25 protein-coding genes and 1 other annotated feature are annotated in these 25,975 nt (G+C 46.4%); of the genes, 21 read left to right on the top strand and 4 right to left on the bottom strand.

The features are described 5' to 3' along the window. Positions 1-20 precede the first annotated feature (20 nt). Positions 21-1,334 carry a replication-associated recombination protein A gene (locus tag KNQ04_RS00905; RefSeq protein WP_214846697.1) on the bottom strand — a complete coding sequence of 438 codons (1,314 nt, stop codon included), beginning with the start codon at positions 1,332-1,334 and terminating at the stop codon, positions 21-23. 67 nt (positions 1,335-1,401) lie between these two features. On the opposite strand from KNQ04_RS00905, the gene cymR reads away from it, so the two are divergent. From cymR to KNQ04_RS00885, 4 genes are read left to right on the top strand one after another with little or no spacing between them, the layout of a single operon-like run. Continuing rightward, positions 1,402-1,809, top strand: coding sequence for a cysteine metabolism transcriptional regulator CymR (gene cymR, locus KNQ04_RS00900; protein WP_029331024.1), 408 nt, complete (start codon positions 1,402-1,404; stop codon positions 1,807-1,809). Between the two features lie 13 nt (positions 1,810-1,822). Next, positions 1,823-2,953: a cysteine desulfurase family protein gene (locus KNQ04_RS00895; protein ID WP_214846696.1), complete on the top strand. Its 1,131-nt coding sequence runs from the start codon at positions 1,823-1,825 to the stop codon at positions 2,951-2,953. A gap of 12 nt (positions 2,954-2,965) precedes the next feature. Beyond that, on the top strand, positions 2,966-4,090 hold the full coding sequence (mnmA, locus tag KNQ04_RS00890) for a tRNA 2-thiouridine(34) synthase MnmA (protein ID WP_214846695.1): 1,125 nt from the start codon (positions 2,966-2,968) through the stop codon (positions 4,088-4,090). Beyond that, entirely contained in the window at positions 4,047-4,760 is a 714-nt protein-coding gene (locus KNQ04_RS00885; protein WP_251136839.1) for a tetratricopeptide repeat protein, read from the top strand. Before mnmA ends, KNQ04_RS00885 begins: the two co-directional genes overlap by 44 nt. A 189-nt stretch (positions 4,761-4,949) precedes the next feature. Here KNQ04_RS00885 and KNQ04_RS00880 read toward each other — a convergent pair whose 3' ends face one another. Further along, complete coding sequence (locus tag KNQ04_RS00880) at positions 4,950-5,498, bottom strand: VOC family protein (RefSeq protein WP_214846694.1); 549 nt, start codon at positions 5,496-5,498, stop codon at positions 4,950-4,952. A 123-nt stretch (positions 5,499-5,621) separates the two neighbouring features. Here KNQ04_RS00880 and recD2 point away from each other — a divergent pair, with 123 nt between their 5' ends. The 16 genes from recD2 to KNQ04_RS00800 all read left to right on the top strand — a co-directional run bounded on the left by recD2 (position 5,622) and on the right by KNQ04_RS00800 (position 22,171). After that, entirely contained in the window at positions 5,622-7,847 is a 2,226-nt protein-coding gene (gene recD2 / locus KNQ04_RS00875; RefSeq protein WP_214847371.1) for an SF1B family DNA helicase RecD2, read from the top strand. Positions 7,848-8,177: 330 nt separating this feature from the next. Next, positions 8,178-10,820: an alanine--tRNA ligase gene (gene alaS / locus KNQ04_RS00870; protein WP_214846693.1), complete on the top strand. Its 2,643-nt coding sequence runs from the start codon at positions 8,178-8,180 to the stop codon at positions 10,818-10,820. A gap of 34 nt (positions 10,821-10,854) precedes the next feature. Beyond that, on the top strand, positions 10,855-11,124 hold the full coding sequence (locus KNQ04_RS00865; protein WP_029331017.1) for an IreB family regulatory phosphoprotein: 270 nt from the start codon (positions 10,855-10,857) through the stop codon (positions 11,122-11,124). Then, entirely contained in the window at positions 11,121-11,543 is a 423-nt protein-coding gene (gene ruvX / locus KNQ04_RS00860; protein WP_029331016.1) for a Holliday junction resolvase RuvX, read from the top strand. Before KNQ04_RS00865 ends, ruvX begins: the two co-directional genes overlap by 4 nt. A gap of 15 nt (positions 11,544-11,558) precedes the next feature. Next, positions 11,559-11,846: a DUF1292 domain-containing protein gene (locus KNQ04_RS00855; protein ID WP_029331015.1), complete on the top strand. Its 288-nt coding sequence runs from the start codon at positions 11,559-11,561 to the stop codon at positions 11,844-11,846. Beyond that, a complete protein-coding gene (locus tag KNQ04_RS00850) occupies positions 11,830-12,126 on the top strand; it encodes a DUF1292 domain-containing protein (RefSeq protein ID WP_251136809.1) in 297 nt (98 codons plus the stop codon). Before KNQ04_RS00855 ends, KNQ04_RS00850 begins: the two co-directional genes overlap by 17 nt. An 80-nt stretch (positions 12,127-12,206) precedes the next feature. After that, positions 12,207-13,355 carry an endolytic transglycosylase MltG gene (mltG, locus tag KNQ04_RS00845; RefSeq protein WP_214846691.1) on the top strand — a complete coding sequence of 383 codons (1,149 nt, stop codon included), beginning with the start codon at positions 12,207-12,209 and terminating at the stop codon, positions 13,353-13,355. 71 nt (positions 13,356-13,426) lie between these two features. Next, entirely contained in the window at positions 13,427-14,068 is a 642-nt protein-coding gene (locus KNQ04_RS00840) for an O-methyltransferase (protein WP_214846689.1), read from the top strand. A 16-nt stretch (positions 14,069-14,084) separates the two neighbouring features. Next, a complete protein-coding gene (udk, locus tag KNQ04_RS00835; RefSeq protein WP_214846687.1) occupies positions 14,085-14,732 on the top strand; it encodes a uridine kinase in 648 nt (215 codons plus the stop codon). Positions 14,733-14,788: 56 nt separating this feature from the next. Continuing rightward, positions 14,789-15,262: a transcription elongation factor GreA gene (gene greA / locus KNQ04_RS00830; RefSeq protein WP_214846685.1), complete on the top strand. Its 474-nt coding sequence runs from the start codon at positions 14,789-14,791 to the stop codon at positions 15,260-15,262. A gap of 54 nt (positions 15,263-15,316) precedes the next feature. Further along, positions 15,317-16,024, top strand: a complete 708-nt coding sequence (gene mtnN, locus KNQ04_RS00825; protein ID WP_214846683.1) for a 5'-methylthioadenosine/S-adenosylhomocysteine nucleosidase — start codon at positions 15,317-15,319, stop codon at positions 16,022-16,024. Positions 16,025-16,093: 69 nt separating this feature from the next. Beyond that, the gene (locus KNQ04_RS00820) at positions 16,094-16,279 is read left to right on the top strand and encodes a hypothetical protein (RefSeq protein ID WP_214846681.1); all 186 of its coding nucleotides are present in this window, start codon (positions 16,094-16,096) and stop codon (positions 16,277-16,279) included. A gap of 211 nt (positions 16,280-16,490) precedes the next feature. Continuing rightward, a complete protein-coding gene (locus KNQ04_RS00815; RefSeq protein ID WP_214846679.1) occupies positions 16,491-17,435 on the top strand; it encodes a beta-ketoacyl-ACP synthase III in 945 nt (314 codons plus the stop codon). A gap of 1 nt (position 17,436) precedes the next feature. Beyond that, a complete protein-coding gene (fabF, locus tag KNQ04_RS00810) occupies positions 17,437-18,675 on the top strand; it encodes a beta-ketoacyl-ACP synthase II (RefSeq protein ID WP_214846677.1) in 1,239 nt (412 codons plus the stop codon). A gap of 97 nt (positions 18,676-18,772) precedes the next feature. Next, positions 18,773-20,311, top strand: a complete 1,539-nt coding sequence (locus tag KNQ04_RS00805; RefSeq protein WP_214846676.1) for a peptide ABC transporter substrate-binding protein — start codon at positions 18,773-18,775, stop codon at positions 20,309-20,311. Between the two features lie 216 nt (positions 20,312-20,527). Beyond that, positions 20,528-22,171, top strand: a complete 1,644-nt coding sequence (locus tag KNQ04_RS00800; protein ID WP_214846675.1) for a peptide ABC transporter substrate-binding protein — start codon at positions 20,528-20,530, stop codon at positions 22,169-22,171. Between the two features lie 85 nt (positions 22,172-22,256). Here KNQ04_RS00800 and trpS read toward each other — a convergent pair whose 3' ends face one another. Next, positions 22,257-23,258, bottom strand: coding sequence for a tryptophan--tRNA ligase (gene trpS / locus KNQ04_RS00795; RefSeq protein ID WP_214846674.1), 1,002 nt, complete (start codon positions 23,256-23,258; stop codon positions 22,257-22,259). Positions 23,259-23,314: 56 nt separating this feature from the next. Then, positions 23,315-23,523: a binding site (T-box leader), on the bottom strand. A 60-nt stretch (positions 23,524-23,583) separates the two neighbouring features. After that, positions 23,584-23,964, bottom strand: coding sequence for a DUF3899 domain-containing protein (locus KNQ04_RS00790; RefSeq protein ID WP_214846673.1), 381 nt, complete (start codon positions 23,962-23,964; stop codon positions 23,584-23,586). A gap of 270 nt (positions 23,965-24,234) precedes the next feature. Here KNQ04_RS00790 and KNQ04_RS00785 point away from each other — a divergent pair, with 270 nt between their 5' ends. Next, complete coding sequence (locus KNQ04_RS00785) at positions 24,235-25,845, top strand: peptide ABC transporter substrate-binding protein (RefSeq protein WP_214846672.1); 1,611 nt, start codon at positions 24,235-24,237, stop codon at positions 25,843-25,845. Positions 25,846-25,975 lie beyond the last annotated feature (130 nt).

Raw genomic sequence — 25,975 nt, 5'->3', positions numbered from 1 at the left:
CTTTTTCGCATATTGATTCGTTACGGCTGTTTTTTCCAAAATTCGAGTCGGGCCTGGAGCTGTTTCTCGAAGCCGCGTGGACTCGGTTCATAAAAGACGGGTTTCGTCCGTGCTAAGTTCTCCGGCCAATAGTTTTGTTTGACATAGGCGTGCGGGAACTGATGCGGGTATTGGTAGGCGACACCGTTTCCGAGTCCTTCTGCACCGGGATGATGGGCGTCACGGAGATGGGGCGGAACAGGTCCTCCGTCCGAGCGACGGACGAGGGCGAGTGCTTTATCAATCGCTGTGATGACCGTATTTGATTTGGGTGCCGTCGCTAAGTACAGCACCGTTTCAGCGAGCGGAATGCGTGCTTCCGGGAACCCGACGTATTCACAGGCACGTGCACAAGCATCAACGATCAACAAGGCTTGAGGATCTGATAAACCGATGTCTTCCGCAGCATGGACATAGAGCCGTCTGACGATGAACCGTGGACTTTCACCCGCTTCAATCATGACGGCGAGCCAGTAGAGGGCAGCGTCCGGATCGGATCCGCGGATGGACTTAATAAAGGCGGAAATGACGTCATAATGGCGATCGCCATCTTTATCGTATTTTAATGCTTTTTGCTGAATCGATTCTTCGGCGACGGCGAGGTCGATTGTGATTTCACCGTCAACTTCCGGTGTCGTCAAGACAGCGAGTTCAAGTGCATTTAGTAAGGCGCGATAATCGCCGTCAGATAGTTTGACATAGTGGTCGATTGCTTCTTCTGTAATCGAAATCGGATATTTTCCAAGACCACGTTCTTTATCTTGTAAAGTCCGGTTGAGAACGACACGTAAATCGTCTGCAGTTGGGGGCTCGAACCGAAAAACGGTCGCCCGGGAAAGTAAGGCGGCATTGACCTCAAAACTCGGATTTTCTGTCGTCGCCCCAATCAAGGTGATCGTACCCGCTTCAAGAGCCGGTAATAATGCATCTTGTTGCATTTTATTGAAACGATGAATTTCATCTAAGAAGAGGATGGTTTTTTGATCATCGAACTGTAGACGAGATTCTGCCGCCTTCAAGACATCGCGTAATTGATCCAGTTTTGCGGTGACGGCGTTCAACTGTTCGAAAGCCGACTTCGTATAGCTCGAGATGACACGCGCCAGTGTCGTTTTTCCGGTTCCCGGTGGTCCGTAAAAGATGACCGTTCCGAGTCGATCGGCAAGAATGGCACGACGTAAAAGTGTTGTCTCCCCAATCAAATGCCGTTGACCGACGATTTCGTCCAGTGACTGAGGACGCATCCGATTGGCGAGCGGTCCAGCGGGATATTTTGATTCAAATAAATTAGCCATAGGTAGCGTTCCTTCTTTCCACGTGGATTCAGCTCCTACTATACTAGAAAGGATGTTATTTCGCATGATGAAAATCTCGACGAAAGGCCGTTACGGTCTGACAATCATGATTGCACTCGCCAAAGGAGGCGAGCAAAAGCCGTTATCCTTAAAGAAAATCGCCCAGATGTACAATTTGTCGGAGCATTATTTGGAGCAATTGATTGCCCCACTCCGGAATGGTGGACTCGTCAAAAGTGTCCGTGGCGCTTACGGCGGTTATAAGTTAGGTCGTAAAGCAGAAGAAATCACGGCAGGCGATATCATCCGTTTGCTTGAAGGACCACTCGTCGTCGTCGAAGGGGATAACTGTGACGAAGTGACGAAACGTAAGTTATGGGATAAAATCCAAAGTGCGGTCGATCAAGTCCTTGATTCGACGACGTTAAAAGACTTAGCGGAAGATGATGATACAGGATATATGTTCTATATATGAAAGGTGAGACGAAATGATGTATTTTGATCATGCGGCGACAACGCCGATGCACCCTGATGTACTTCAAGCGATGACACCCTATATGCTCGAGCAATTCGGAAATCCGTCGAGCGTCCACGCGTTCGGTCGTTCGGGCCGGGCAGCGATTGACGCGTCACGCCGGACGATCGCGAGTGAGTTAGAGGCAAAACCGAACGAAATCATATTCACGGCAGGCGGGACGGAGTCGGATAACTACGCCATTCTTGGAGCAGCGATGAAATATCAAACACAAGGGCGCCACGTGATTACGACACGTTTTGAACACCATGCCGTATTGCATGCGTTCGAGGAACTCGAAAAACGTGGATTTGACGTGACCTATTTAGAAGTTCCAGAGACGGGCGTCGTCACGGTCGAAGCACTTGCGGCAGCACTTCGTCCGGATACGATTCTCGTATCGGTCATGACCGGAAACAATGAAGTCGGGACACTGCAACCGATTGCTGAGATGGGCCGACTTTTACGCAAACGTAAGATCCTGTTTCATACGGACGCCGTGCAAGTGTTCGGAAAAATGAAGCTTGATGTCGAAGCATGCAACATCGACTTATTGTCGGCATCGAGCCATAAGATCAATGGACCGAAAGGTGTCGGCATGTTGTATGTCCGGACGGGCGTCCAGTTAGCAGCGCAGTCGTACGGCGGCGAACAAGAGCGGAAACGTCGGGCAGGAACGGAGAATGTTGCCGGAATCGTTGGTTTCGCGAAAGCAGTCGAACTGAACGTAGTGGAACGCGACACGCGGAAGAAACAGACGGAAGACTTGCGTCGTCTGTTACTTGAACGACTCGATGCGGCTTCGATTTCTTATGAATTAAATGGGGTTCAAGGATTGCCGCATATCGTCAACCTCTATTTCCCACGCGTCGAGATTGAACCGTTTTTAATCATGCTCGATATGCGCGGCATTGCCGTCTCGAGCGGAAGTGCCTGCACGGCAGGTTCAATTGAACCATCGCACGTGTTGTCTGCGATGTACGGTGAAAATGACCGGACACGTCAATCGGTCCGAATTAGTTTCGGACGGGGCAATGATGTCGGGCAAGTCGAACTACTCGCACAAGGATTGATAGATGTCGTAAAATCGTTTCAGAACAAATAAGAGGTGAAAGCAATGAATACAAGAGCAAAAGCACCAAGTGAGACGACGGTCGTCGTCGGGATGTCTGGCGGCGTCGACTCGTCCGTCACGGCACACTTGCTGAAAGAACAAGGGTACAACGTCATCGGAATCTTCATGAAAAACTGGGATGATACGGATGAAGACGGTTTTTGTACAGCGACGGAAGACTATGAGGACGTGATTGCGGTCGCCAATCAGATCGGCATCCCGTACTATGCGGTCAACTTCGAAAAAGAATACTGGGACAAAGTGTTCACGTATTTCTTGAATGAATATAAACTGGGTCGGACACCGAATCCGGATGTCATGTGTAACAAGGAAATCAAGTTCAAAGCGTTCCTCGATCACGCGATGCGTCTCGGCGCGGATTTTGTCGCGACCGGTCATTATGCGCGTGCGGTCTATGAAGACGGAGAACACAAGTTACTCCGTGGCGTCGATACGAATAAAGACCAAACGTATTTCTTGAACCAACTGTCACAAGACCAAATTGCGAAAGCGATGTTCCCAATCGGTCACATGGAAAAATCAGAAGTCCGGAAAATCGCGGAAGAAGCGAACTTGGCGACAGCGAAGAAAAAAGATTCGACCGGTATCTGTTTCATCGGTGAACGGAACTTTAAACAATTCCTCAGCCAATACCTCCCGGCACAACCAGGTGAAATGCGGACACTCGACGGGAAAGTCATGGGACGTCACGACGGTTTGATGTATTACACGATGGGTCAACGCCATGGACTAGGAATTGGTGGGGACGGTGAACCTTGGTTCGTCGTCGGAAAAAATCTTGCGGATAACGTCTTGTTCGTCGAGCAAGGGTTCCATAATGAACTGCTTTACTCGGAAGGCTTATACGCGTCAGACATCAGCTGGACGGCACCACTGAAAGTCGGCGATACATTCCGCTGTACGGCGAAGTTCCGCTACCGTCAAGAAGACTCAGGCGTGACGGTCCGCTTGCTCGAAAATGGGCGCCTTGATGTTGCCTTTGACGAACGTCAACGGGCCATCACACCGGGACAAGCCGTCGTCTTTTATGATGGTGATGTCTGCTTAGGTGGCGCAACGATTGATGAAGCGTACAAAGCAGGCGAACGTCTCACGTATCTTGCATAAGGGAGAGAACACGATGAATTATAATGAAGTAGGATTTAGACATTTAGAAGCGGGAAATTACGAACTGGCGGCGCAAGCGTTCAACGATGCGATTGAAGAAAATCCGAATGACCCGACGGCTTACGTCAATTTGGGGACGTTGCTTCAATCGATGGATGACGCGGACCGGGCATTACGTTTTTATGAAAAAGCGCTCACGATTGATCCAACGTTTGCTAGTGCCCACTATGCGAAAGGGGCATTGTTCTTCGCAGCGGAGCAACTCGTCGAGGCGGAAGATGCCTTACGGCTCGCCTTACTCCACGGACTTGATGACGCGGATCTGCATTTCATGCTTGGTTTGACATATCAAAAACTCGGCGATCCTGTTCGGGGAATTCCACGTTTAAAACAAGCGACGGAATTGAACGGCGTCGACGTCGAGATTGCCTTCCAATATGGACTGGCACTCGCGCAAAATGAACAGATTGAAGAAGCGGCAGAAATTTTCGAACAAGTTTTATTGTTAGAAGAAACACACACGGACGCACGCTATAACTATGCAATCGCACTCGCGTTTCTCGGTCAGCAAGAAGCGTGTTATACAGAGCTTGAGACGGTTCTTGAATATCAGCCGAATCATACGCTCGCACAAGATGCGAAAGCGAAAATGGACTCTTTGTTAAAATGAAGTCAATGATGGATCTGACTCATAAGTCAGATTAGCATCAAGCCGTGCGGCGGACGTTTCCGTCCTGCATCAATCAAAATGGCCGACAATCCCACTTTTCACGGGATTGTCGGCCATTTTTTTTACAACTTCTTAGGATTCAAAATCGTTTAGTGCATAGCCAGGCGAAGTAAGTAGATTGGCGGTTCATTAGTTTCCGACTTCACGTACGACGCGTTGCGGTGGACCAGAAAAATCTTTGTACGCTTCGTCCATATTTTTTGTGTAGAGTTCAATCACGTTTTGTTCGGTATCTTTAAAATACGCAGAGTATTCTTTGGCGTTTGCCGTCTCCTGTTCATCCCATTCGCGAATCTTAACGTCGATGTTAGCCTCACGTAACAGCTTTAATGCCGTGTCGAATCGGTCTTTTTCAACGTAAAAGGCACAGTGGACGTGTTCGCCCCCTTCATCATAAAGTGAATCCCACTCCGTGACCGGGAGGCGTTTGACGGTCCGTTCTTCTAACGTAAAGTCACGTTTCAGCCAAAGACCGAGCCGGGTATTGCCTCCGATGTAGAGCCATGTCGCCCAGACGCCATCTTGAGCGGCTTGTTCTTTACTTGGTTCCGCATCATCCGGGGCCCACTGCTCGACGACAGGGAGGCCAAGCGTTCCGTGCCAAAAGTTGACGGCACGTTCCATATCTTCTACTTCGAGTACTAACTCACATAAACCAGCAATCGGTAATCGTTCCACAAGTTTTTCCTCCAATTCAAATTTTAGTTGAAGTTCACTTTCCCTGATTTTAAATCGCTTAAACGAATGCTATGATGATGAGAGCGTAGTGAAATCGTATCGTACAAGAAAGTAGGTGGAGTGATGGAGCACCCCCATCAAGTAGTCGGTCGTGTCAAACGTGTGCTCTTCTCCTCCGAGGAAGAAGCGCATTCCATCGTATTGATGGCTGTAAAAGAAAAAAACTTTGAACTGAAAGAAACGGAACTCGTCGTTACCGGTACCGGTGTCGGAATTGAACTGGGTGGCACGTATCAAGCATTCGGGCGACTGATTGACCATCCACGGTTCGGAAAACAATTAAAGGCGGAGTTGATTCGCCGCTCTGTCCCGATGACGAAACATGCCGCAGTCCGCTTTTTGACGAATGGTTCGTTTACCGGCATTGGTCCGAAAACAGCGAAAAATATCGTCGAAGCACTCGGTGAAGATGCGATCGATGTCATCTTAAAAGACAGCCGGGCCCTTGACCGGGTACCCGGATTAAAACAAAAACAAGCGGATGTCATTTTTAGTCGTCTGGCAACACTTTATGGCGTCGATCAATTGATGTTGTTTTTAGCGCCGTTCGACGTCACGCCGAAATTGGCCGCAAAAATCTATGCCGCCTACGAAGGAGACGCGATGGTGCGGATTCGTGAAAACCCGTATTCCTTGATGTACGAAGTGAGCGGAATCGGGTTTAAGACAGCCGATCAAATTGCGTCACATCTCGGATTAGTTGGTCTTCATCCGGAACGTGTTGCAGCGTCCGTGATGCACATACTCGAACAAGAAGCAGGGGAAGGGCATGCCTTTGCGACAATTGATTCGTTGTTGCAACGCGCCCCCCGCCTGTTAGGTGAAGACCCGGGTGAACGCCTTGAACAAGCAATCGAGCTGTTGTTGACGGAAGATAAAGTGAAACTAGAAGAAGGATGTCTGTATCTGCCAACGATTTATTATGCTGAAGTCAGGGCGGCAAAAGAACTGGCACGTGTCATGGCGAATGGAGCAGAACAAGAAGTCGACGTCGCGACCATTTTAACGGCCATCGGCCAGCTCGAAGAACGATTCGGGATGGAGTATGCGACGCAACAACGAGAAGCGATTGAGTTGGCAGTTAAAGCACCATTGATGGTCTTGACTGGTGGACCGGGAACAGGGAAAACGACGGTCATCAAAGGAATCTTACATGCCTTACAAGAAATCCATGACTGGCCGCTTGAAAAAAGTCAGGTCAAATCAGGGGATGTGTATCCGTACGTCCTCGTCGCACCGACCGGGCGTGCTGCAAAACGATTGTCTGAAGCGACTGATGTTCCGGCGATGACAATCCATCGGTTGTTGAAATACGACGGATCAAATTTTCAATTGAATGAAGATCAACCAATCACCGGAAAAGTTTTGATCATCGATGAGTCATCGATGATTGATATCTACCTGTTGTCGAGTCTCCTTCGTGCCGTACCGAACGGGATGAAAATTTTGTTCGTTGGTGACCGTGATCAATTGCCGTCGGTCGGTCCGGGACAAGTTTTGGCTGATTTGATGGATACGGACGGAATCCCGGTTGTGCGACTTAATGTCGTTCACCGGCAGGCGGAAGATTCGTCGATTTTACGACTGGCCCATGATTTGAAAAATCGTGTTACATCAGCCGATTTGTTAGCCCCGTTATCGGACCGCCGCTTTTATTCGCTTGCCCCACAAGAATCGTTACGCGGCATCGCTGCCTTCGCTGAAAAAGCGTTAGCGAAAGGCTACTCGAAGTTTGATGTCCAAGTCCTTGCCCCGACGTACCGCGGACAAGTCGGAATTGATGAACTTAATCTCGTTTTACAAAGTGTCTATAATCCGGAGGCGCCGAAGAAACGCGAAGTCAAGCAAGGGAATCGACTGTACCGCAGTGGGGATAAAATTCTGCAACTCGTCAACAATGCAGAGGAAAACGTCTATAACGGCGACATCGGCGAAATCGTTAATATCTTTTTTGCGAAAGAAAACGTTGATAAGGTCGATAAGATCATCGCCCGTTTTGACCAGACGGAAGTCGAATACAATCGCAGTGATTGGGATCAGTTCACGCATGCCTATGCAATCACGATCCATAAAGCCCAAGGGTCTGAATTCCCAATCGTTCTGATGCCGGTTTTCTTTACGGGTGCTTTTAAGCATTCGAGAAACTTGATTTATACGGCCGTGACCCGGGCGAAAACAAGTTTGTTGTTGTTCGGGGACCCGCGGGCGTTCCATAAGGCCTCGCAAGAAGAAGAACCACGCCGGCGGACGCGTTTGATTGAGCGTCTCGGTGGTGCGACAAAGACTTGACGGAAGACGCCGGATAGGTAATAATCACGGTAGATGAATGGACGCAAAACGTTGATAGAAGATAAGTAGAATGAGGCAATCATGACGAAGAGAGAGATGGATTTGCTGCAACCAGCTCCGTGATGCCTCATTTGAAGCTCCTTCTTGAGTCGAGTGAAAACACTTGCGGTTAATCCCCGTTATTGGATTTTTCGAGGTAACATCCGTAACAGCGGATGTTACGAACGAGGGTGGTACCACGAGAGCGATGCTTTCGTCCCTTTCCTAGGGGATGATGCATCGTTTTTTTGCGTTCAGGATGAACTTACTAATTAATTGGGGGTATTTTCGATGAAACCATTAAAACCGTTGACTGGCGCACAAATCCGCCAGATGTATCTCGATTTCTTCAAAACGAAAGGCCACGCTGTCGAACCGAGTGCGTCACTCGTACCAGTGGAAGATCCAACACTGCTTTGGATTAACTCAGGTGTCGCGACCTTAAAAAAATATTTTGATGGACGCGTCATCCCGGACAATCCACGCATCGTCAATGCACAAAAATCCATTCGGACGAATGATATTGAAAATGTCGGGAAAACAGCCCGTCACCATACTTTCTTCGAAATGCTCGGTAACTTCTCCGTCGGTGATTACTTCCGCGAAGATGCAATCAAATGGGGTTGGGAATTGTTGACGAGTGACGAATGGTATGGACTTGATCCAGACTTCTTGTCCGTGACGATCCACCCGGAAGACGATGCTGCACGCCAAATCTGGCTTGAACTTGGTGTGCCGGCCGAACGAATCATTCCGTTAGAAGATAACTTCTGGGAAATCGGTGAAGGGCCATCTGGTCCGAACACAGAAATTTTCTTTGACCGTGGTCCGGCTTTTGGAGACGACCCGAATGATTCAGAACTGTACCCGGGTGGCGAAAATGAACGTTACCTTGAAATCTGGAACATCGTTTTCAGTCAGTACAACCATGATGGGAACGGGAACTACACAGAACTTCCACGTAAAAACATCGATACAGGAATGGGTCTTGAACGGATGGCAAGTGTCTTACAAGACGTGCCGACGAACTTCGATACAGACTTATTCATGCCGATCATTCATAAGACGGAAGAAATCAGCGGTAAAAAATACCGGGAAGATTCGAAACTAGATGTCGCGTTCAAAGTCATCGCAGACCACATCCGGACGGTTTCGTTTGCGATCGGGGACGGCGCATTGCCTTCAAACGAAGGACGCGGGTATGTCCTCCGTCGTTTACTTCGCCGGGCAGTCCGCTATGCGAAGATGCTTGGCATCGAACGTCCGTTCATGTACGAACTCGTGGATACGGTCGGTAGTGTCATGGTCGATTTCTACCCACAAGTTCCGGAAAAGGCAGACTTCATCAAACGTGTCATCAAAAATGAGGAAGAACGTTTCCATGAGACACTCCATGACGGATTGTTGATTTTGAACACCGTCGCACAAAACGCTAAAAAGAACGGCGAACATACGATTAGTGGTGAAGATGCATTCCGTCTTTATGATACGTATGGTTTCCCACTCGAACTCACGGTTGAATACGCAGAAGATCATCAGATGGCAGTTGACGAAGAAGGCTTCAAACGGGCGATGGATGAGCAACGCAAGCGGGCTCGTGCCGCACGCGAAGATGGCGGATCGATGCAACAACAGTCGGAAGTGCTTGCGACATTGACAGTGGAAAGCAAATTCATCGGCTATACGGACTTGAAGACAGATGCAACAATCGTCGCATTGCTTCATGCTGGTGAGCGCGTGACAGAAGTCGCAGCAGGAGAAGAAGCACAAGTCATCTTAGACATCACACCGTTTTATGCGGAAAGTGGTGGGGAAGTGGCGGATACGGGAACGATTGAAGGAAAAGATTTCATCTTAGACGTCAAAGACGTTCAAAAAGCACCAAACGGTCAGAACTTGCATACAGTCATCGTTCGGACGGGGATTGTACTCGCAGACGCTGACGTTGTTGCAGAAGTGGAAGGGGCAGCACGTAAAGCCATTACGAAAAACCATACAGCAACCCACTTGTTGCATAAAGCACTAAAAGATACGCTCGGAACGCATGTCAATCAAGCAGGATCACTCGTGTCAGCAGACCGTCTCCGCTTTGACTTCTCTCATTTTGGTGCAGTCACAGCAGACGAACTGAAAACGATTGAACAAGATGTCAATCAGGCAATCTGGGCATCACTTGCAGTTGACATCGAAGAAATGAACATTGCCGACGCAAAAGCAAAAGGTGCGATGGCATTGTTCGGCGAAAAATACGGCGAGACGGTCCGTGTCGTATCGGCAGGAACGTATTCGATCGAACTATGTGGTGGAATCCATGTCAAGAATACGGCTGAAATCGGTCTCTTTAAAATCGTTTCTGAATCAGGAATCGGAGCTGGGACACGTCGGATTGAAGCCGTGACAGGCGCTGGCGCTTATCGTGTCATGAATGGACACCTTGAAACGCTCGAACAAGCAGCACGTGTCCTGAAGACGAAAACGACGGAAGTTCCAGGCCGGATTGAAGCCTTACAAGTTCAATTGCGTGAGACAGAACGCGCAAACGAATCACTACAAGCAAAACTATCCAATATTGAAGCGGCCTCACTCAAAGACGACGTTGAACTCATCAATGGCGTTCATGTCCTTTCGAAACGTGTTGATGTGTCTGATATGGATGCATTACGCGGGATGATGGATGAACTGAAAGGTTCACTCGAGTCAGCAATCATCGTTCTTGGTAGTGCACAAGGAGACAAAGTCAACCTTGTCGCAAGCGTCTCAAAAGACTTGATTGACCAAGGCTATCATGCTGGGAAGCTGATTAAAGAAGTCGCGACACGTTGCGGCGGCGGCGGCGGCGGACGCCCGGACATGGCCCAAGCAGGTGGGAAAGATGTTTCGAAATTAAATGAAGCGTTGGCGTATGCTTCACATTATGCGCAATCACTGGCATAATAGAAAAGTAGTGTAAATGAAAGAGGTGATTAACGTGAGTCAGATGGATCAAACGATGAAATTTAATTTTCCAGAAGACGATAGTAAAGCAGCGACACGTGAAGTGTTGTTGACGGTCTATCATGCTTTAGAAGAGAAGGGATATCATCCAATTAATCAAATCGTCGGATACCTTCTTTCCGGGGATCCTGCTTACATTCCTCGTCATAATGATGCACGTAATCTAATCCGTAAGATTGAACGAGACGAATTGCTTGAAGAACTCGTCAAATCCTATTTATCGGAGAGTGGAGACAAAAAATGAAGCGTGCGATCGGACTCGATGTCGGTTCGAAGACGATTGGGGTCGCGGTGAGTGATTTGATGGGCTGGACAGCGCAAGGCGTCGAAACCGTCAAATGGACAGAACCCGATTATCCTGTCGCCTTCAAGCGGCTAGAGGCAATCATTAAGGAGTACGGTGTCGAAATCATCGTCATCGGACATCCGAAAAACATGAACGGTTCGATTGGTCCACGGGCAGAGGCAAGTGAAGCATTTGCACGCGAAATCGAATCAGCGACAGGACTTTCAACAGTTCTTGTCGACGAACGTCTCACGACGATGCAGGCAGAGCGGATGTTAATTGACGCGGATGTCAGTCGGAAGAAACGTAAACAAGTCATCGATAAGATGGCGGCGGTCATGATCCTACAATCGTATTTGGATCGGGCAAACCGATAACGAGGGGGAAATGACATGTCTGAAGAAAAACGCCAGTATCTCTTTCCGGATGAAGACGGTGGCGAACATCTTTTCGAAGAATGGTACCGTTATGTCAGCGAGCGGACAGGTAAAACCTACCTGTTCCTCGAAATGATCGGAAATCCGGAAGATGGCGCAGATGATTTAATCATCTGTGAGATTGATGAGTATGGAGAAGGCGACGATGATTTTGAATTAAGCCTGATCGATGAAAATGATGAGCAGACTTGGGATGAACTCGAGACTGCATTAAAGGAGCGGATGAATGATGCAACAGAATGAACCAACACGTTACGTAATTCCAGATGGTGAAGGTAATGATTTCGAATTTATGGAGCGGTTACGTTATGAGAGCCCACGCTCGAACAAAACGTATATCTTCCTCGAGCCAGTCGGTGCTGACTATGACAACGCGGAAGAAGTCGACATCTTCGTTTACGAACTAGACGAGTATGGCGACGGAGACAATGACTTCAACCTTGTCCCAATCGAAGAAGACGATGCAGAAACATGGGATGAAATCGAAGAAGTCTTTAATACATTAGAAGACGAGCTTGAATAAAACGACTCGTGTATAAGGTGATGTCGAAGGAGCACTGCTCTTTCGAGATCACCTTGTTTTAAGAGAAAAAGGAGGAACCGATGGAGAACGAATGGAAGCACAATGCTGAAGTCGAAAACAAGCGCCGCCGGACATCGCGCCGGATTACGCTAATCATTCTTTCAGTGTTGTTCACGATTTTCTTAGTAGCGGGAGCGGTCATCTATATCTTTTTGAAAAACTCATTAGAACCCGTCAACGCAGACGCAACAAAATCCGTTAAAGTCGAAATCCCGTTAGGTGCTGGAACAAGTACGATTTCAAATATCCTGAAGGATAAAGACTTGATTGCGAATGAAACGATTTTCCGCTATTACGTTCGTTATAAGAATGAATCGTCATTCCAAGCGGGAACGTACACGCTGACGCAAGCGATGACACCTGACGAAATCATCGATACGTTGAAAACCGGAAAAGTCATGAAGGCAGCAGATGTCAAAATGACGATTCCTGAAGGGATCACGATGGATCGACAGATTGTTTTGATTGCGAAAGCAACGGGCTTCAAGCAGGATACCGTTCGTAAAGCATTGACGGATCAAACGTACATCAACGGTTTGATTGAGAAATATCCGATGTTGACGGATGAAGTTAAACAAAAGGGTGTACTCTATTCCCTCGAAGGTTACTTGTTCCCGGCGACGTATGAATTTGATAAAGGAAAAAGCATAAATCAAATTGCCGAAACGATGCTTGACGAGATGGAGAAGGTCTATGATGCGAATGCAGATGCGATTAAAAAGTCGGGGATGACATTCCATGAAGTACTCAGTCTCGGTTCGATGGTAGAACGAGAAGCTGCCACTGCAAAAGATCGCCGCGAAATCGCCGGTGTCTTCAAAAATCGCCTCGACGATGGAATGAAACTCCAGTCAGATCCAACCGTCTGGTACGGTACAGGTGAAAATACAGCCTTGACGACACTGAAGGATTTAGAGAATAACTCAAAGTACAATACGTATAAATATGAGGGAATTCCAATCGGTCCGATCTCGACTGTCAGCAAAGACTCCGTCCTTGCCGTCCTGAATCCGAATAAAACAAAATATGTGTATTTCTTCGCTCGACCACCGAGTGATAAAAATCCAAAAGGTCAAATACTTTATGAAGAAACGTATGAAGAGCACCAACGTAATGTCGTGAAGTATAAACCGGAATGGGTCGAATACGAAGCAAGTAAAGAGCAATGAGCGTCGGGTTGATTTGGGACAAGTTTTTTTGTCCTAGGTCAACCTGTTTATGCGGAGAAGGAGCAGTCCGAATGAATGAGTTTACAACGTATGTCGAAGCGATGATTAAGCCACGTGATGCTTTGCTGACAGAAATGGAAGCATACGCGGTGGAACACCACATCCCGATCATTGAACTGACAGGATCAGAAGTGTTATTGTCGTTACTGACACTTCAGCAACCGAAACGGATTCTTGAGCTCGGGACGGCAATCGGATACAGTGCCATTCGGATGGCGCGGGTCTTACCGAATGCCCGCATCACGACGGTTGAGCGAAATGCGAAACGATATGAAGAAGCAAAAGCATTCATCGCCCGGTCAGATGTTGCGGACCGGATTGACATCGTTTTTGCGGATGCAGTAGAATTAGCCGAAACCCTTGACCAAGAGTTCGATGCTGTTTTCATCGATGCGGCGAAAGGGCAGTATAAAAAGTTCTTTAACGGTTATGGGCGACTCGTGCCAATAGGCGGTATTTTATACACGGATAATCTGTTTTTACATGGTGATGTGCTCGAAACGGATCCGAAAACATTCGATCGCAGAAGAAGACGCCTCGTCCGTCTGGTCAAAGAATTCACAGTTTGGATGATGGAACACGAACAATATGATACGACGATTTTTCCACTCGGAGACGGTGTTTCCGTCAGTCGGAAAATAAAGTCGGAATGATGGAGGAACAAATTCAATGCAAAAACCGGTTGTAATTGGCGTTGCTGGAGGTACGGGATCTGGAAAGACGACAGTCGCACGTTCGCTTGTCGAGGCATTCCCGAGTGAATCAATCGTCATGATTGAACAAGATGCCTACTATAAAGATCAAAGTACACTTTCAATGGAAGAACGATATCAAACGAATTATGACCACCCGTTTGCATTCGATAACGATTTATTGATTGAGCATATTAAAGCATTACGTGAGAACATCGCGGTCGAAAAACCTGTCTATGACTATGTCGCACACACACGGGCAGCAGAGACGATTAAGCTCGAGCCGCGTGACGTCATCATCGTCGAAGGCATCTTGGCGCTTGAAGATGACCGATTACGGGAACTGATGGATATTAAAGTGTTCGTCGATACGGACGCAGACGTTCGGATTTTACGACGGATGCAACGTGACATGAATGAACGCGGTCGCTCGATCGACTCTGTCGTCGAGCAATATACGAATGTCGTCCGACCGATGCACCTTCAGTTTTGTGAACCGACGAAACGTTATGCGGATATCATCGTCCCTGAAGGTGGAGAGAACCATGTCGCGATTGATTTACTCGTGACGAAGATTCGTGCGATTCTCGATTACCGGTCCGCACTCGACGAAAGAGGATATTGATTCCAAAAAAGATGTGAGTATACTATACTAGTGGAATAAAAAGGAGCGTGACAAAAATGGCAGAAAAACAGTATTATATGACGCTTGAAGGTAAAGCGAACATTGAAAATGAATTAAATGAATTGAAGTCAGTCCGCCGCAAGGAAGTAGTTGAAAATATCAAGATTGCTCGATCTTTCGGTGACTTGTCAGAAAACGCGGAGTATGACTCTGCGAAGGAAGAACAAGCGATGGTCGAAGGACGGATTGCACAACTCGAAGAAATGTTACGTAACGTCGCCATCATTTCTGAAGAAGAAAAGGATATTTCGGTCGTCAGTATCGGAACGACAGTCACTTTCTTAATCCTTGAAGATGATGAAGAAGAAACGTATACGATTGTCGGAAGTGCTGAAGCCGATCCGTTCACAGGTAAGATTTCAAACGAATCACCAATCGCGCAAAGCCTGCTCGGTCATGGTGTGGGTGAAAAAGTATCGGTTCAAGCTCCAGGTGGAGACTTTGCCGTTAAAATTACATCGATTAAATAAATAGAAACTGCGAAGCCGGAGCAATCCGGCTTTCTGTTTGATGGAGGAATGAGCATGCCAATCGCAATCATCGGGGCAATGGAAGAAGAAGTCAACTTACTTCGGAATGAACTGTCTGAACGCAAGGATACGGTAATCGCTAACTATCATTTCTATGAAGGGTTATTGAACAGCGTTCCGGTCGTCATCTTGAAATCCGGCATTGGGAAAGTCAATGCGGCAATCGGTACGACGTTATTACTCGATCATTTCAAACCGACTGCTGTCATCAATACGGGTTCTGCGGGTGGGTTTAAAGCAGGACTTACGGTCGGGGACGTCGTTGTCTCAACGGAAGTCCGACATCATGATGTCGACGTGACAGCATTCGGATATGAATATGGACAAGTACCGGGTATGCCGGCTGCTTACATTGCTGATGCAAAACTCGTTGCGACAGCGGAAACCGTCATCGAGCGGATGGAAGCAATCAACGTCGTCCATGGTTTAATCGTGACAGGAGATTCCTTCATTCATGACACGGAACGTTCGACAGTCATTAAACAGAACTTCCCGGATGTCGCAGCAGTCGAGATGGAGGCAGCACCGATTGCTCAAGTCTGCCACCAGTTCGATGTGCCGTTCGTCGTGACGCGTTCGATTTCAGACAGTGCGGATGAAGAAGCTTCCCTCTCATTTGACGAGTTTTTAGAAATCGCATCAATCAACTCTGCGAAGATGGTCATGGAAGTCGTTCGGACACTTGCAGATTCGGAAGCGTAAGAGTGAGACAAGAGAGTCCCTATTCTTAGGGGCTCTCAACATGTAGACAAACTCTTACGCAGCGTGAACATGCGATATCGAGAAGCAATCCGTTCGCGCTTCCTGTCTCGCCTCGTCTTCAAAGCGGCAATCGGTCGCGCCGCTACAGCAAAGCTGCAGGGGCGTGACCGATTACTTTTCGCTTTAAAAGCGATTCGAGACGAATTGCGCTCTAAACCGTCTGCATGCCCGGCTTTTCTTCACGGCATTCCCTAAAAAGCGTCACATTTCGTTGACTCCTACGGGAAAAGTGCGTTTTTAACGCGCCTTGCCTGAAGAAAGCAACGGAAAAAGACGTTTGATCTCCCGATAGCACGTTGTTCACAGTCTGAGAGTCCCTATTCGTAGGGGCTCTTCTTTTTTCTTTGACAAAAAGAACTTAACGCTTTATATTAGTACCAGATACTAATACTAAAGGAGCAACCATATGAATATCGGAATCGTAGGACTAGGGACATCTTTGCCAGAACGTCGAATTACAAATGATGATTTAGCGAAAACGCTTGATACAAGTGATGAATGGATCCGGACACGGACAGGAATCGGTGCGAGACGGGTTGCGGCAGACGAAGTCGATGTGACGGACCTTGCGATGGAAGCGGCAAAACAAGCACTTCTGGATGCGAATGTAACGGCAGACGATATCGGTTTAATTGTCGTCGGTACAGCGACCGGACGGGCATTTCCCTCGACAGCTTGTATCGTTCAAGAACGACTCGGCGCATTAGGGGCGACGGCGTTTGACGTCAGTGCGGCATGCAGTGGGTTTATCTTTGCTCTTCAAACCGCATCCAGTATGATGGCTGCGACCAATTCAAAATATGCACTCGTCATCGGTGCTGAAAAGATGTCAAGCATCGTTGACTGGTCAGACCGGTCGACTGCGATTTTATTTGGTGACGGGGCGGGTGCAGTCGTACTCGGACCGACAGAACAGCAAGGTTTGAATGCTTTTGAACTTGGAACAGATGGTCGGGGAGCACATCTGTTATTTAAAGAATTAGATGGACCGATTGAAATGAATGGACGCGAAGTCTTTAAATTCGCCGTTCGGAAATTACCGGACATCGTTGATAAGGTGATCAAGAAAGCGAATGGATCACTTGAGTCATTGGATTTGTTAATTCCACACCAAGCGAACTTACGTATTATCGATGCTGCACGCGAGCGCTTAGGGATTGATGAAAATAAAGTCATCGTAACAATCGACGAACATGCGAACACGTCAGCTGCATCGATTCCACTGGCACTAGAAGAAGCACGGCGTCAAGGAAGATTACAACCCGGAACGACACTCGTTCTTGCCGGATTTGGTGCCGGATTGACATGGGGAGCTTCATACATTACTTGGACGAAAAAGGAGAACAACTGATATGATGAGAAAACGAGTTGTAGTGACAGGAATGGGCGCATTGACGCCAATCGGAAACGATGTTGACACGTTTTGGAAGGCGTTGAAAGCTGGCGAGAATGGAATTCGTCCGATGGAGCGGCTTGATATTGATGAGTACCCGACGAAAGTAACGGGAGAGCTACAAGGGTTTGATATTACGGAATTCATCGAAGCAAAAGAAGCACGTAAAATGGACCGGTTTGTTCATTATTCACTTGTTGCGAGCATGGAAGCTGTGAAGGATGCGGGACTTGATGTCAAATCAAATGCAGAACGGACAGGAGTCTGGATCGGTTCAGGGATTGGCGGCGTCGAGACGATCGAAAAACAAGCGAAGATTTACTTCGAACGCGGTCACCGTCGTGTCAGTCCGTTCTTCATTCCGATGATGATTCCGAACATGGCGAGTGGTCAAGTTTCAATTTATACGGGAGCAAAAGGACCGAATAACTGTTCCGTCACTGCTTGTGCTTCCGGGACGAACGCCATCGGAGAAGCGTTACGCGTAATCGAACGTGGTGATGCTGATGTAATGATTGCCGGTGGAGCAGAAGCACCAATCACGAACTTAGCCTTCGCTGGTTTTTGTGCGAATAAAGCGATGTCGACGAACCAAGATCCGAACACGGCGAGCCGACCATTTGACGAAGGGCGCGACGGTTTTGTCATGGGCGAAGGAGCAGGTATTCTCGTTCTTGAAGAATATGAGCACGCCATCGCACGCGGCGCGAAGATTTATGCAGAAGTCAGTGGGTACGGTCTGACAGCAGATGCGTACCATATCACGGCACCGGACCCAGATGGTGACGGAGGAGCACGGGCAATGGCGATGGCGATTCAAGATGCGAACATTGAGCCGACCGACGTTCAATACATCAACGCCCATGGGACAAGTACGCCGATGAACGATGTTCTTGAGACAAAAGCGATTCATTCTGTCTTTAAAGAACATGCAGAGAAACTTGCCATCAATTCGACGAAGTCAATGATTGGTCACTTACTCGGTGGAGCAGGCGGCGTTGAAGCGATTGCGACAATCAAGTCGCTACAAGAGCAAACCGTCCACCCGACGATTCATCTCGAACAGCCGAGTGAAGGCTGTGATTTAGACTACGTCCGTGAAGGTAGCCGGTCGTGGGACGTCGAGTATGCAGTAAGTAACTCGCTCGGTTTTGGCGGGCACAATGCGTCACTCGTCTTTAAACGATATCAAGCGTAAAGTCAGGCGACCTACTGTCGATAAGACAGGACGGTCGCTTTTTTTGACGAATTCTGTTTGAATAATAGGGTCACTCTGAAGTAAGAAAGGGAAAAACATGTCTAAATCATTAAAACGTATTCTCGTAGTATTCATCGTAGTAGCTGTAAGTCTTAGTGGGTTCGGACTCTTTCGGCAAAAGACCGATCAAGCGACTGAACCTGAACGACCACAAAAGATGACGCTGATTGAGTCATCGATGCCTCAAATACCGGATATCGCCTTAGCAACGGATAATCGGTCGCAAACCTTGCTTGCGCAATTATATGAAGGATTATTCGTCTTTACGGGGGGACCAACAGTCAGAAAAGGGCTGGCCCGTGCGATTTTTGTTTCAGATGATCGCTTGACGTATACAATTGAATTGAAAAAATCGAAGTTTGCAAATGGACAACACGTCGAAGCACAGGATTTTGTCGATAGTTTCCGGCGTGTCGCGTCGAATCAAACCAATTCTCCGTATGGCTTTTTGTTTGAAGTCTTTAAAAATGGACGGCGAGTCAACGATGGTGAACTTGCACCGAACCACTTAGGTGTAAAAGCGACAGGGAAGTCGACCCTCGTCATTGAATTAAATCAACCTGTGTCGGATTTACCGAAACTACTTGCGATGTCTGTCTTTTACCCGCAACCGAAAGTGGACGAATGGACGGATTTGAATGGAAATGGCCCGTTTAAAATCAAAAGCATGCAAAAGAATGCGTACCAACTCGAAAAAAACGGTCATTATCATCAAGCGAACGTCGTCCAGCTCGATACGGTCAACAGCATCATCGTAAAAAACACACAGGAGCAAATCGATGCCTACCGAACAAAACAGGTCGACATGTTACCGTTAGTCGAAGGTTTTGATGAAAAATTAGTAGCAGGCGATGAACCGACGTACCGTAAAAAACGCAGTGGCGTCTTTTATCTCGCTTTTAATATGACGGATCAAACGTTTAAGAATCGTAAAGCACGGCAAGTGATTGCTTCAAGTCTTTCGATGCAGGAAATCAATGACTTGCCGGTTGGACTCTCTGGAAAACCGACGAATCGGTTTGTCGTGACAGATGATGAGTGGCTCTCACCACGTCAAAATGAGCCGGTCAAAAAATGGCGTACAGCATCCGATAAAAAAATCAAGATTGAGTTGTTGAATTTTGATGATAAAAAAGCAGTTGCACTCGGAAAGAACATCGAACAAATTCTTGAAAAAAAATTACCTGGTATTGACATCATTAATAAAAATGTACCGATTGAAGATAAAGTACGTTTGCAACAATCCGGTGATTATTCGATGACGCTTACGGGCTGGATGCCGGATTATCCAGGACCACTTGCTTATCTCAATCAATTTGTGTCAGATAATCCATTGAATACCGTCAACTTTGATTCGGAAAAATACGATAAGTTGATTAAAATGACCCGAAAAGCAAAAACAATACAGGAAAAAACAACAGGATACCGGACAGCGGAGCAACAATTGATTGAAGAGGAAACTGTAATTATTCCACTTTATCAAACGACAGAAAATATGTTGCTAAAAGACGGGATATCCGGCCTGACCGTACCGGTTTATGGACCAGAGTACTTGCTGCGTTCGGTAAAAAAATGAATGGATTTTTTCGGAACTAGGACATTGACATTGATCATGTCCTAGTTCTTTTTTGAAAAAATATTTAGAAAAATCGGATAAAAGCTTTGCAAAATTATCAGAACATTGTAAACTATTTGTAACGAAGAGTTTTGTTCGGATAAAAAGTACTGCTTTTTTTTTCGGGCAAAAGCTTTTGATTACTAGCTTTGGAAATTTATGGGGGGTCATCGTATCATGAAAAAGAAAAGTTTTGCACTCGCTACATCAGTAGCGCTCGTATCAAGCGCATTCCTTGCTGCTTGTTCGACGACTGATTCAAATGATTCATCGGGCGACAACGGTTCGGACAAAAAATCAAGTGAACAGACGCTTAACCTGACTGAGAGCGCGGATATCCCTACGCTCAACCCAACGACTTCTACGGACTCGGTTTCGTTCAACGTGTTGAACAACACGATGGAAGGTCTTTATCGTTTGGATGACAAGCAACAACCGACACCGGGGATTGCGGAAAGCCACACGGTTTCTGACGACAAATTGACGTACACGTTTAAGCTGCGTGATGCTAAATGGTCTGACGGTACACCAATCACGGCAAAAGATTTCGAGTATGCATGGAAAGAAGTGCTTAACCCGGAGAATGCTTCGCAATATGCGTATGTTTTCTACAACATCGAAGGTGCTGAAGACTACAATACGAAAAAAGGCGATCGTGATGCTGTAGGCGTTAAAGCGGTTGACGATAAAACGTTCGAAGTGAAATTAAAATCACCTGCGGATTACTTCCTCGGATTGACTGGGTTCGGTCCATTCATGCCGAAATCAGAAGAACTTTCGAAAAAAATCGGTAAGGGCTTCGGTTCGACAGCTGATAAATCACTTTACAACGGACCGTTCAAGTTGACGGACTGGACACGTGAACAAGGCTGGAAAATGGTCAAAAACGATAATTACTGGGATAAAGATAGCGTCAAGTTGGAAACAATCAACGTTAAAGTTGTTAAGGAAGTTTCAACTGCTGTCAACCTGTACGAAAAAGGAACGATTGACCGGACAGGTCTCTCTTCTGAATTCGTAGCCCAGTATCAAGATAATGAAGAATTCAAAACTAAAGGTGAGTCTACAATCTTCTACCTTTACTTGAATACAAAAGTCAAAGGGTTGGATAATGAAAAAATCCGCCGTGCGATTGATATGGGATACAACAAAAAAGGAATCACGGACGTCATCTTGGCGAACGGATCACTTCCAGCAAACTATCTTGTACCAAAAGACTTCGCAAAAGATGCTGACGGCAAAGACTTCCGTGAAAAGTATCCGACGTTCAACGAGTTCAATGCGGACGAAGCGAAAAAACTGTGGGAAGAAGGCTTAAAAGAGATTGGAAAAGATTCAATCGAACTCGAGCTTCTTAACTACGATAGTGATGATGCGAAGAAAATCGGTGAATTCTTGAAAGGTGAGCTTGAGAAAAACCTTCCAGGTATGAAAGTCACAATCAAGCAACAACCATTCAAAAACAAACTTGATCTTGAAAACAAAGGCGACTTCGAATTCTCATTCGCAGGCTGGGGTCCTGACTATCAAGATCCAATGACGTTCCTCGATCTCTTCTTGACTGGCGGACCATACAACCGTGGTAAGTGGTCGGATAAAGAGTACGATAAACTCGTCAAAGATGCACAAACACAAACGGATGCAGCAAAACGTTGGTCTGAACTTCAAGAGGCAGAAAAAATCCTTCTTGATTCAGCAGGGATCTCACCTGTTTATCAACGTGGACGTGCGTTCCTCGTTAAACCATACGTAAAAGGTGTTGTCGAACATAACTTCGGCGCAGACTTCTCGTACAAATGGGCTTCAATCGAAGGCAAATAAGTTTTTAAAAACACTTCCGATTTTTCGGAAGTGTTTTTTTTGCACAGAAAAGCGAGTCGGATGAACGACTCGCCGGGATGAATTCTTATTTTTTGACTTTCGCACGTTTACGTTGAAGCCCCATCGCCTTTTCGACTTTTGCAAGTTTACGGGAAGCGACCAGGTCCGCTTTGTCACGTCCTTGGTCTAAAATCGCGTCAAGTTCTTCCGAGTCAATCAAATCATAGTAGCGTTTTTGAATCGGTTCAAGTTCCGCGACAATCGCCTCTGCAACATCGGTTTTGAATACACCATAGTTCAATCCATCATATTTCGCTTCAAGATCAGGAATCGAGATATTCGCAAGTAACGAATAGATTTCGAGTAGGTTAGAAACACCGGGTTTATTCGCACGGTCGAATTTGACGATCCCTTCCGAGTCCGTCACGGCCGACTTGATTTTTTTCCGGATGACGTCCGGTGCATCGAGCATCGTGATGTAACCTTTTGGATTCGTATCCGTTTTTGACATCTTTTTCTCAGGCGTCGTCAAACTCATGATGCGGGCACCGGTTTCTGCGATGACAGGTTCAGGTAGTTTAAACGTTTCATAGTAACGGCTGTTAAAACGTTGTGCTAAGTCACGTGTTAACTCGATATGTTGTTTTTGATCTTCGCCGACGGGAACGAGTTCCGCGTCATACAGGAGGATGTCAGAAGCCATCAATGTCGGGTAAACAAAAAGTCCGGCACCAATTCGTTCTTTTCCTTGCGATTTATCTTTGTACTGGGTCATACGTTCCAGTTCGCCCATCCCGGCTAGGCACGTCAACATCCACCCGAGCTGTGCATGTGCTTTGACTTCGGATTGGACAAAAATCGTCGCTTTTTCCGGATCGAGTCCGCTTGCGATGTACAGGGCAGCGAGTGCACGCGTGTTGTTCATCAATTCGACGCGGTCGATGTCGACGGTGATCGAATGTAAATCGACGATACAATAGTAGGCATCGTGATCGTCCTGTAGATTGACAAAATGTTTCATCGCGCCGATGTAATTCCCTAATGTAACCGTACCTGTTGGTTTAATACCTGAAAAAATCGTTTTCATGACAGAGTCCCTCCGAAAAATAGAATAAAAAAAAGACAACTCGCTCCTTGAAAAAATCAAGGGACGAGTCATCGCGTTGCCACCCAAGTTGCTATAACCATAGCCGCTCTAAATTGCTGTAACGGGCAATCCCGTCTGACTCTACTTCATGGTTCGAGTCAGCCACTCCGAAGTCCATTCGATCCGCGTCCGCTATCCATTCACACCAACCATGGACTCTCTTAAAGCGACGACTAGATGTACTACTCTTCTTCTCTGTGTTATTATACGTCTAACTTAACAAGATTTTACCATAGTCGACTATTCAACGTCACGCATAATTCGCTTAAATGAATGACAAGAGTAACGAGAGGACGATGCAGAGTAATCCGCTTGACAGGTATGGTGCCGTCCGTTTTAATGCCCGAGTCCGTTTTTCTTCAAAGATTTCTTGTTCTTCATCCTCGTCCTCATAGTAGTCACCGTCGACTTCCCGTAATTTTGCCTCCCGCTGTTTTTTGAAACCAGCCGTCAGCCCCTTAAAAAATCCGTTCGCCGACATATTCGAAAACAATCCAATCGCCAGTAAGATGAACCCCGAAATGAACAGACCACCGGAGAAATGATAAAAAAGAGAATGAGTGGAATCCGTGACACTTGCCCAAATGGTGTAAAGGACCGATAAAATCAATGCAATCAGAATGGGACGAAATAATTGAAAGCGCATGCTAGACCTCCTAAAGATGGGTGATATGTTCATTATACGCAAAGGTTAAGAAAGTTACGAATAGATTACGTTTGGTGTCTCAAAACGGCAAATAGTGTGACTATTCACTTGACGATATTGCTATTCTCACATAAAATCAATTTATCACTTCGTTTAAGTTTTCGAAACCAGGTCAATACATTTTGGGGAATGTATGTGGAATCGACAAGACGTTTTTGATGTCATAACGATTTATGGCAACTTGAAAATTGAAAAGGAGATGACTCACCGATGAAGAAAAAAACTGTCGGTCTCGCGTTATCCGTCATGTTAGCAGGAAGTGCCATTCTTGCTGGATGCTCGACTAGCGGAGATAAAGAAACAGGATCTTCTGATGGCAAGAAAAATCTACGCCTAACGGATACATCCGACATTACAACGGTCGACCCGGCGAAAGCGACGGATTCTGTTGCATTCAACATGATCGGAAACACGATGGAAGGTCTCTACCGCTTAGATAAAGACGGTAAGGCAGTTCCTGCATTAGCAGAAAAAACGGATGTCTCGAGCGATAAGCTCACATACACGTTTACGCTTCGTGATTCAAAATGGTCGGATGGCTCACCTGTAAAAGCTCAAGATTTTGAATTTGCCTGGAAACGTGCAGTTGACCCAGATACAGGTTCAGGATATGCATATATCTTTGACACCGTTAAAAATGGTTCAGCCGTCTCACAAGGGAAAAAACCAGTTGACGATTTAGGTGTTAAAGCATTAGATGATAAAACACTCGAAGTCACACTTGAGCGCCCGGCGCCGTACTTCTTGTCACTGACGTCATTCGGTACGTATACACCGATCAGTGAAGAGTTCTATAAAAAGAATGAAAAAGATTTCTCACTGAAACCTGATAAATTGTTATACAATGGACCATTTGTCTGGACTTCGTGGAAAACGGATTCAAAACGTGTTTTAACGAAAAATGAAAACTATTGGGATAAAGATGCTGTCAAATTGGACGAAGTTACAATTCGTGTGGTTAAAGACACATCGACTGTCGCAAATCTCTATGATGCAAACGATATCGATTATGCAGGACTTACGTCTGAGCAAGTCGCGACGTATGAATCAAAACCAGAGTTCAAGACAGCACTTCGTTCGTCAGTCGCTTATTTGAAGTTCAACAATGAAGATGCGACGATGAAAGATGTCAATGCGCGTAAAGCCATCGCACGTGCCATCGATCCGAAAGGAATCACAGATACGTTACTTGCGAACGGTTCGATTCCAACAACAAGCTTCATTCCAAAAGATTTCATCAAAGATGAGGCCGGAAAAGATTACACGAGCGACATCAATTGGTTTGACCGTGACGGTAAAGAAGCGGCTGATCTTTGGAAAAAAGCAAACGGAGATAAGAAAACGACCGTTGAATTGTTGTCGTTCGATAGCGAAGACTCTAAAAAAATCAGTGAATACATGAAAGGACAAATTGAGAAGAACCTGCCGAACGTGACAGTTTCAATCAAACAACAACCTTTCAAAAATAAACTGGATTTAGAGGCAAAAGGGAACTACCAAATTTCGTATTCGCTTTGGGGTCCGGATTATCAAGATCCAATGTCAAACTTGTCGATTTTCGAATCAACAAATAGCCAAAACGACGTGAAATACAAATCGTCAGCATACGATAAATTGTTGAATGCTGCGAACGACGAATCAGACGTCGCCAAACGTCTTGATCTCTTTAAACAAGCAGAGGCTCAACTCATCGAGAAGGATCAAGCGATTGCACCCTTGTATCAATCAGGTGCTGCTTACTTGAGCCGTTCATCAATCAAAAACTTTAACCGTCAATTATTTGGTGCTGACTTCCAGTACAAATATGTTGATGTGAAGTAACAAAACTGGAGCGTCCCGATATATGCTCAGGGAACGCTCCTGTTTTATACTACATTTTCTGAATGGATGCTCATTTCTGGATGAAATGTGAACTTTTCGTAAAAAAGATGTTCTAATTACTTTGGTAGCA

The organism is Exiguobacterium sp. s193, from assembly GCF_018618755.1.
In the GTDB taxonomy this organism is placed as follows: Bacteria; Bacillota; Bacilli; order Exiguobacteriales; family Exiguobacteriaceae; genus Exiguobacterium_A.
Note: the sequence above shows the minus strand (reverse complement) of the source record. Positions and strands in the feature narration are given on the sequence as shown.

Excerpts from the sequence above, each read along its gene's own strand:
- mltG (WP_214846691.1), top strand. The coding sequence starts at position 12,207 with ATGGAGAACGAATGGAAGCACAATGCTGAAGTCGAAAACAAGCGCCGC.
- trpS (WP_214846674.1), bottom strand. The coding sequence starts at position 23,258 with ATGAAAACGATTTTTTCAGGTATTAAACCAACAGGTACGGTTACATTA.
- KNQ04_RS00790 (WP_214846673.1), bottom strand. The coding sequence starts at position 23,964 with ATGCGCTTTCAATTATTTCGTCCCATTCTGATTGCATTGATTTTATCG.
- KNQ04_RS00885 (WP_251136839.1), top strand. The coding sequence starts at position 4,047 with ATGAAGCGTACAAAGCAGGCGAACGTCTCACGTATCTTGCATAAGGGA.
- fabF (WP_214846677.1), top strand. The coding sequence starts at position 17,437 with ATGATGAGAAAACGAGTTGTAGTGACAGGAATGGGCGCATTGACGCCA.
- recD2 (WP_214847371.1), top strand. The coding sequence starts at position 5,622 with ATGGAGCACCCCCATCAAGTAGTCGGTCGTGTCAAACGTGTGCTCTTC.
- KNQ04_RS00850 (WP_251136809.1), top strand. The coding sequence starts at position 11,830 with ATGATGCAACAGAATGAACCAACACGTTACGTAATTCCAGATGGTGAA.
- mtnN (WP_214846683.1), top strand. The coding sequence starts at position 15,317 with ATGCCAATCGCAATCATCGGGGCAATGGAAGAAGAAGTCAACTTACTT.
- mnmA (WP_214846695.1), top strand. The coding sequence starts at position 2,966 with ATGAATACAAGAGCAAAAGCACCAAGTGAGACGACGGTCGTCGTCGGG.
- KNQ04_RS00905 (WP_214846697.1), bottom strand. The coding sequence starts at position 1,334 with ATGGCTAATTTATTTGAATCAAAATATCCCGCTGGACCGCTCGCCAAT.
- greA (WP_214846685.1), top strand. The coding sequence starts at position 14,789 with ATGGCAGAAAAACAGTATTATATGACGCTTGAAGGTAAAGCGAACATT.
- cymR (WP_029331024.1), top strand. The coding sequence starts at position 1,402 with ATGAAAATCTCGACGAAAGGCCGTTACGGTCTGACAATCATGATTGCA.
- KNQ04_RS00855 (WP_029331015.1), top strand. The coding sequence starts at position 11,559 with ATGTCTGAAGAAAAACGCCAGTATCTCTTTCCGGATGAAGACGGTGGC.
- KNQ04_RS00815 (WP_214846679.1), top strand. The coding sequence starts at position 16,491 with ATGAATATCGGAATCGTAGGACTAGGGACATCTTTGCCAGAACGTCGA.
- KNQ04_RS00820 (WP_214846681.1), top strand. The coding sequence starts at position 16,094 with ATGCGATATCGAGAAGCAATCCGTTCGCGCTTCCTGTCTCGCCTCGTC.
- KNQ04_RS00805 (WP_214846676.1), top strand. The coding sequence starts at position 18,773 with ATGTCTAAATCATTAAAACGTATTCTCGTAGTATTCATCGTAGTAGCT.
- KNQ04_RS00785 (WP_214846672.1), top strand. The coding sequence starts at position 24,235 with ATGAAGAAAAAAACTGTCGGTCTCGCGTTATCCGTCATGTTAGCAGGA.
- KNQ04_RS00840 (WP_214846689.1), top strand. The coding sequence starts at position 13,427 with ATGAATGAGTTTACAACGTATGTCGAAGCGATGATTAAGCCACGTGAT.
- alaS (WP_214846693.1), top strand. The coding sequence starts at position 8,178 with ATGAAACCATTAAAACCGTTGACTGGCGCACAAATCCGCCAGATGTAT.
- ruvX (WP_029331016.1), top strand. The coding sequence starts at position 11,121 with ATGAAGCGTGCGATCGGACTCGATGTCGGTTCGAAGACGATTGGGGTC.
- KNQ04_RS00800 (WP_214846675.1), top strand. The coding sequence starts at position 20,528 with ATGAAAAAGAAAAGTTTTGCACTCGCTACATCAGTAGCGCTCGTATCA.
- KNQ04_RS00895 (WP_214846696.1), top strand. The coding sequence starts at position 1,823 with ATGATGTATTTTGATCATGCGGCGACAACGCCGATGCACCCTGATGTA.
- udk (WP_214846687.1), top strand. The coding sequence starts at position 14,085 with ATGCAAAAACCGGTTGTAATTGGCGTTGCTGGAGGTACGGGATCTGGA.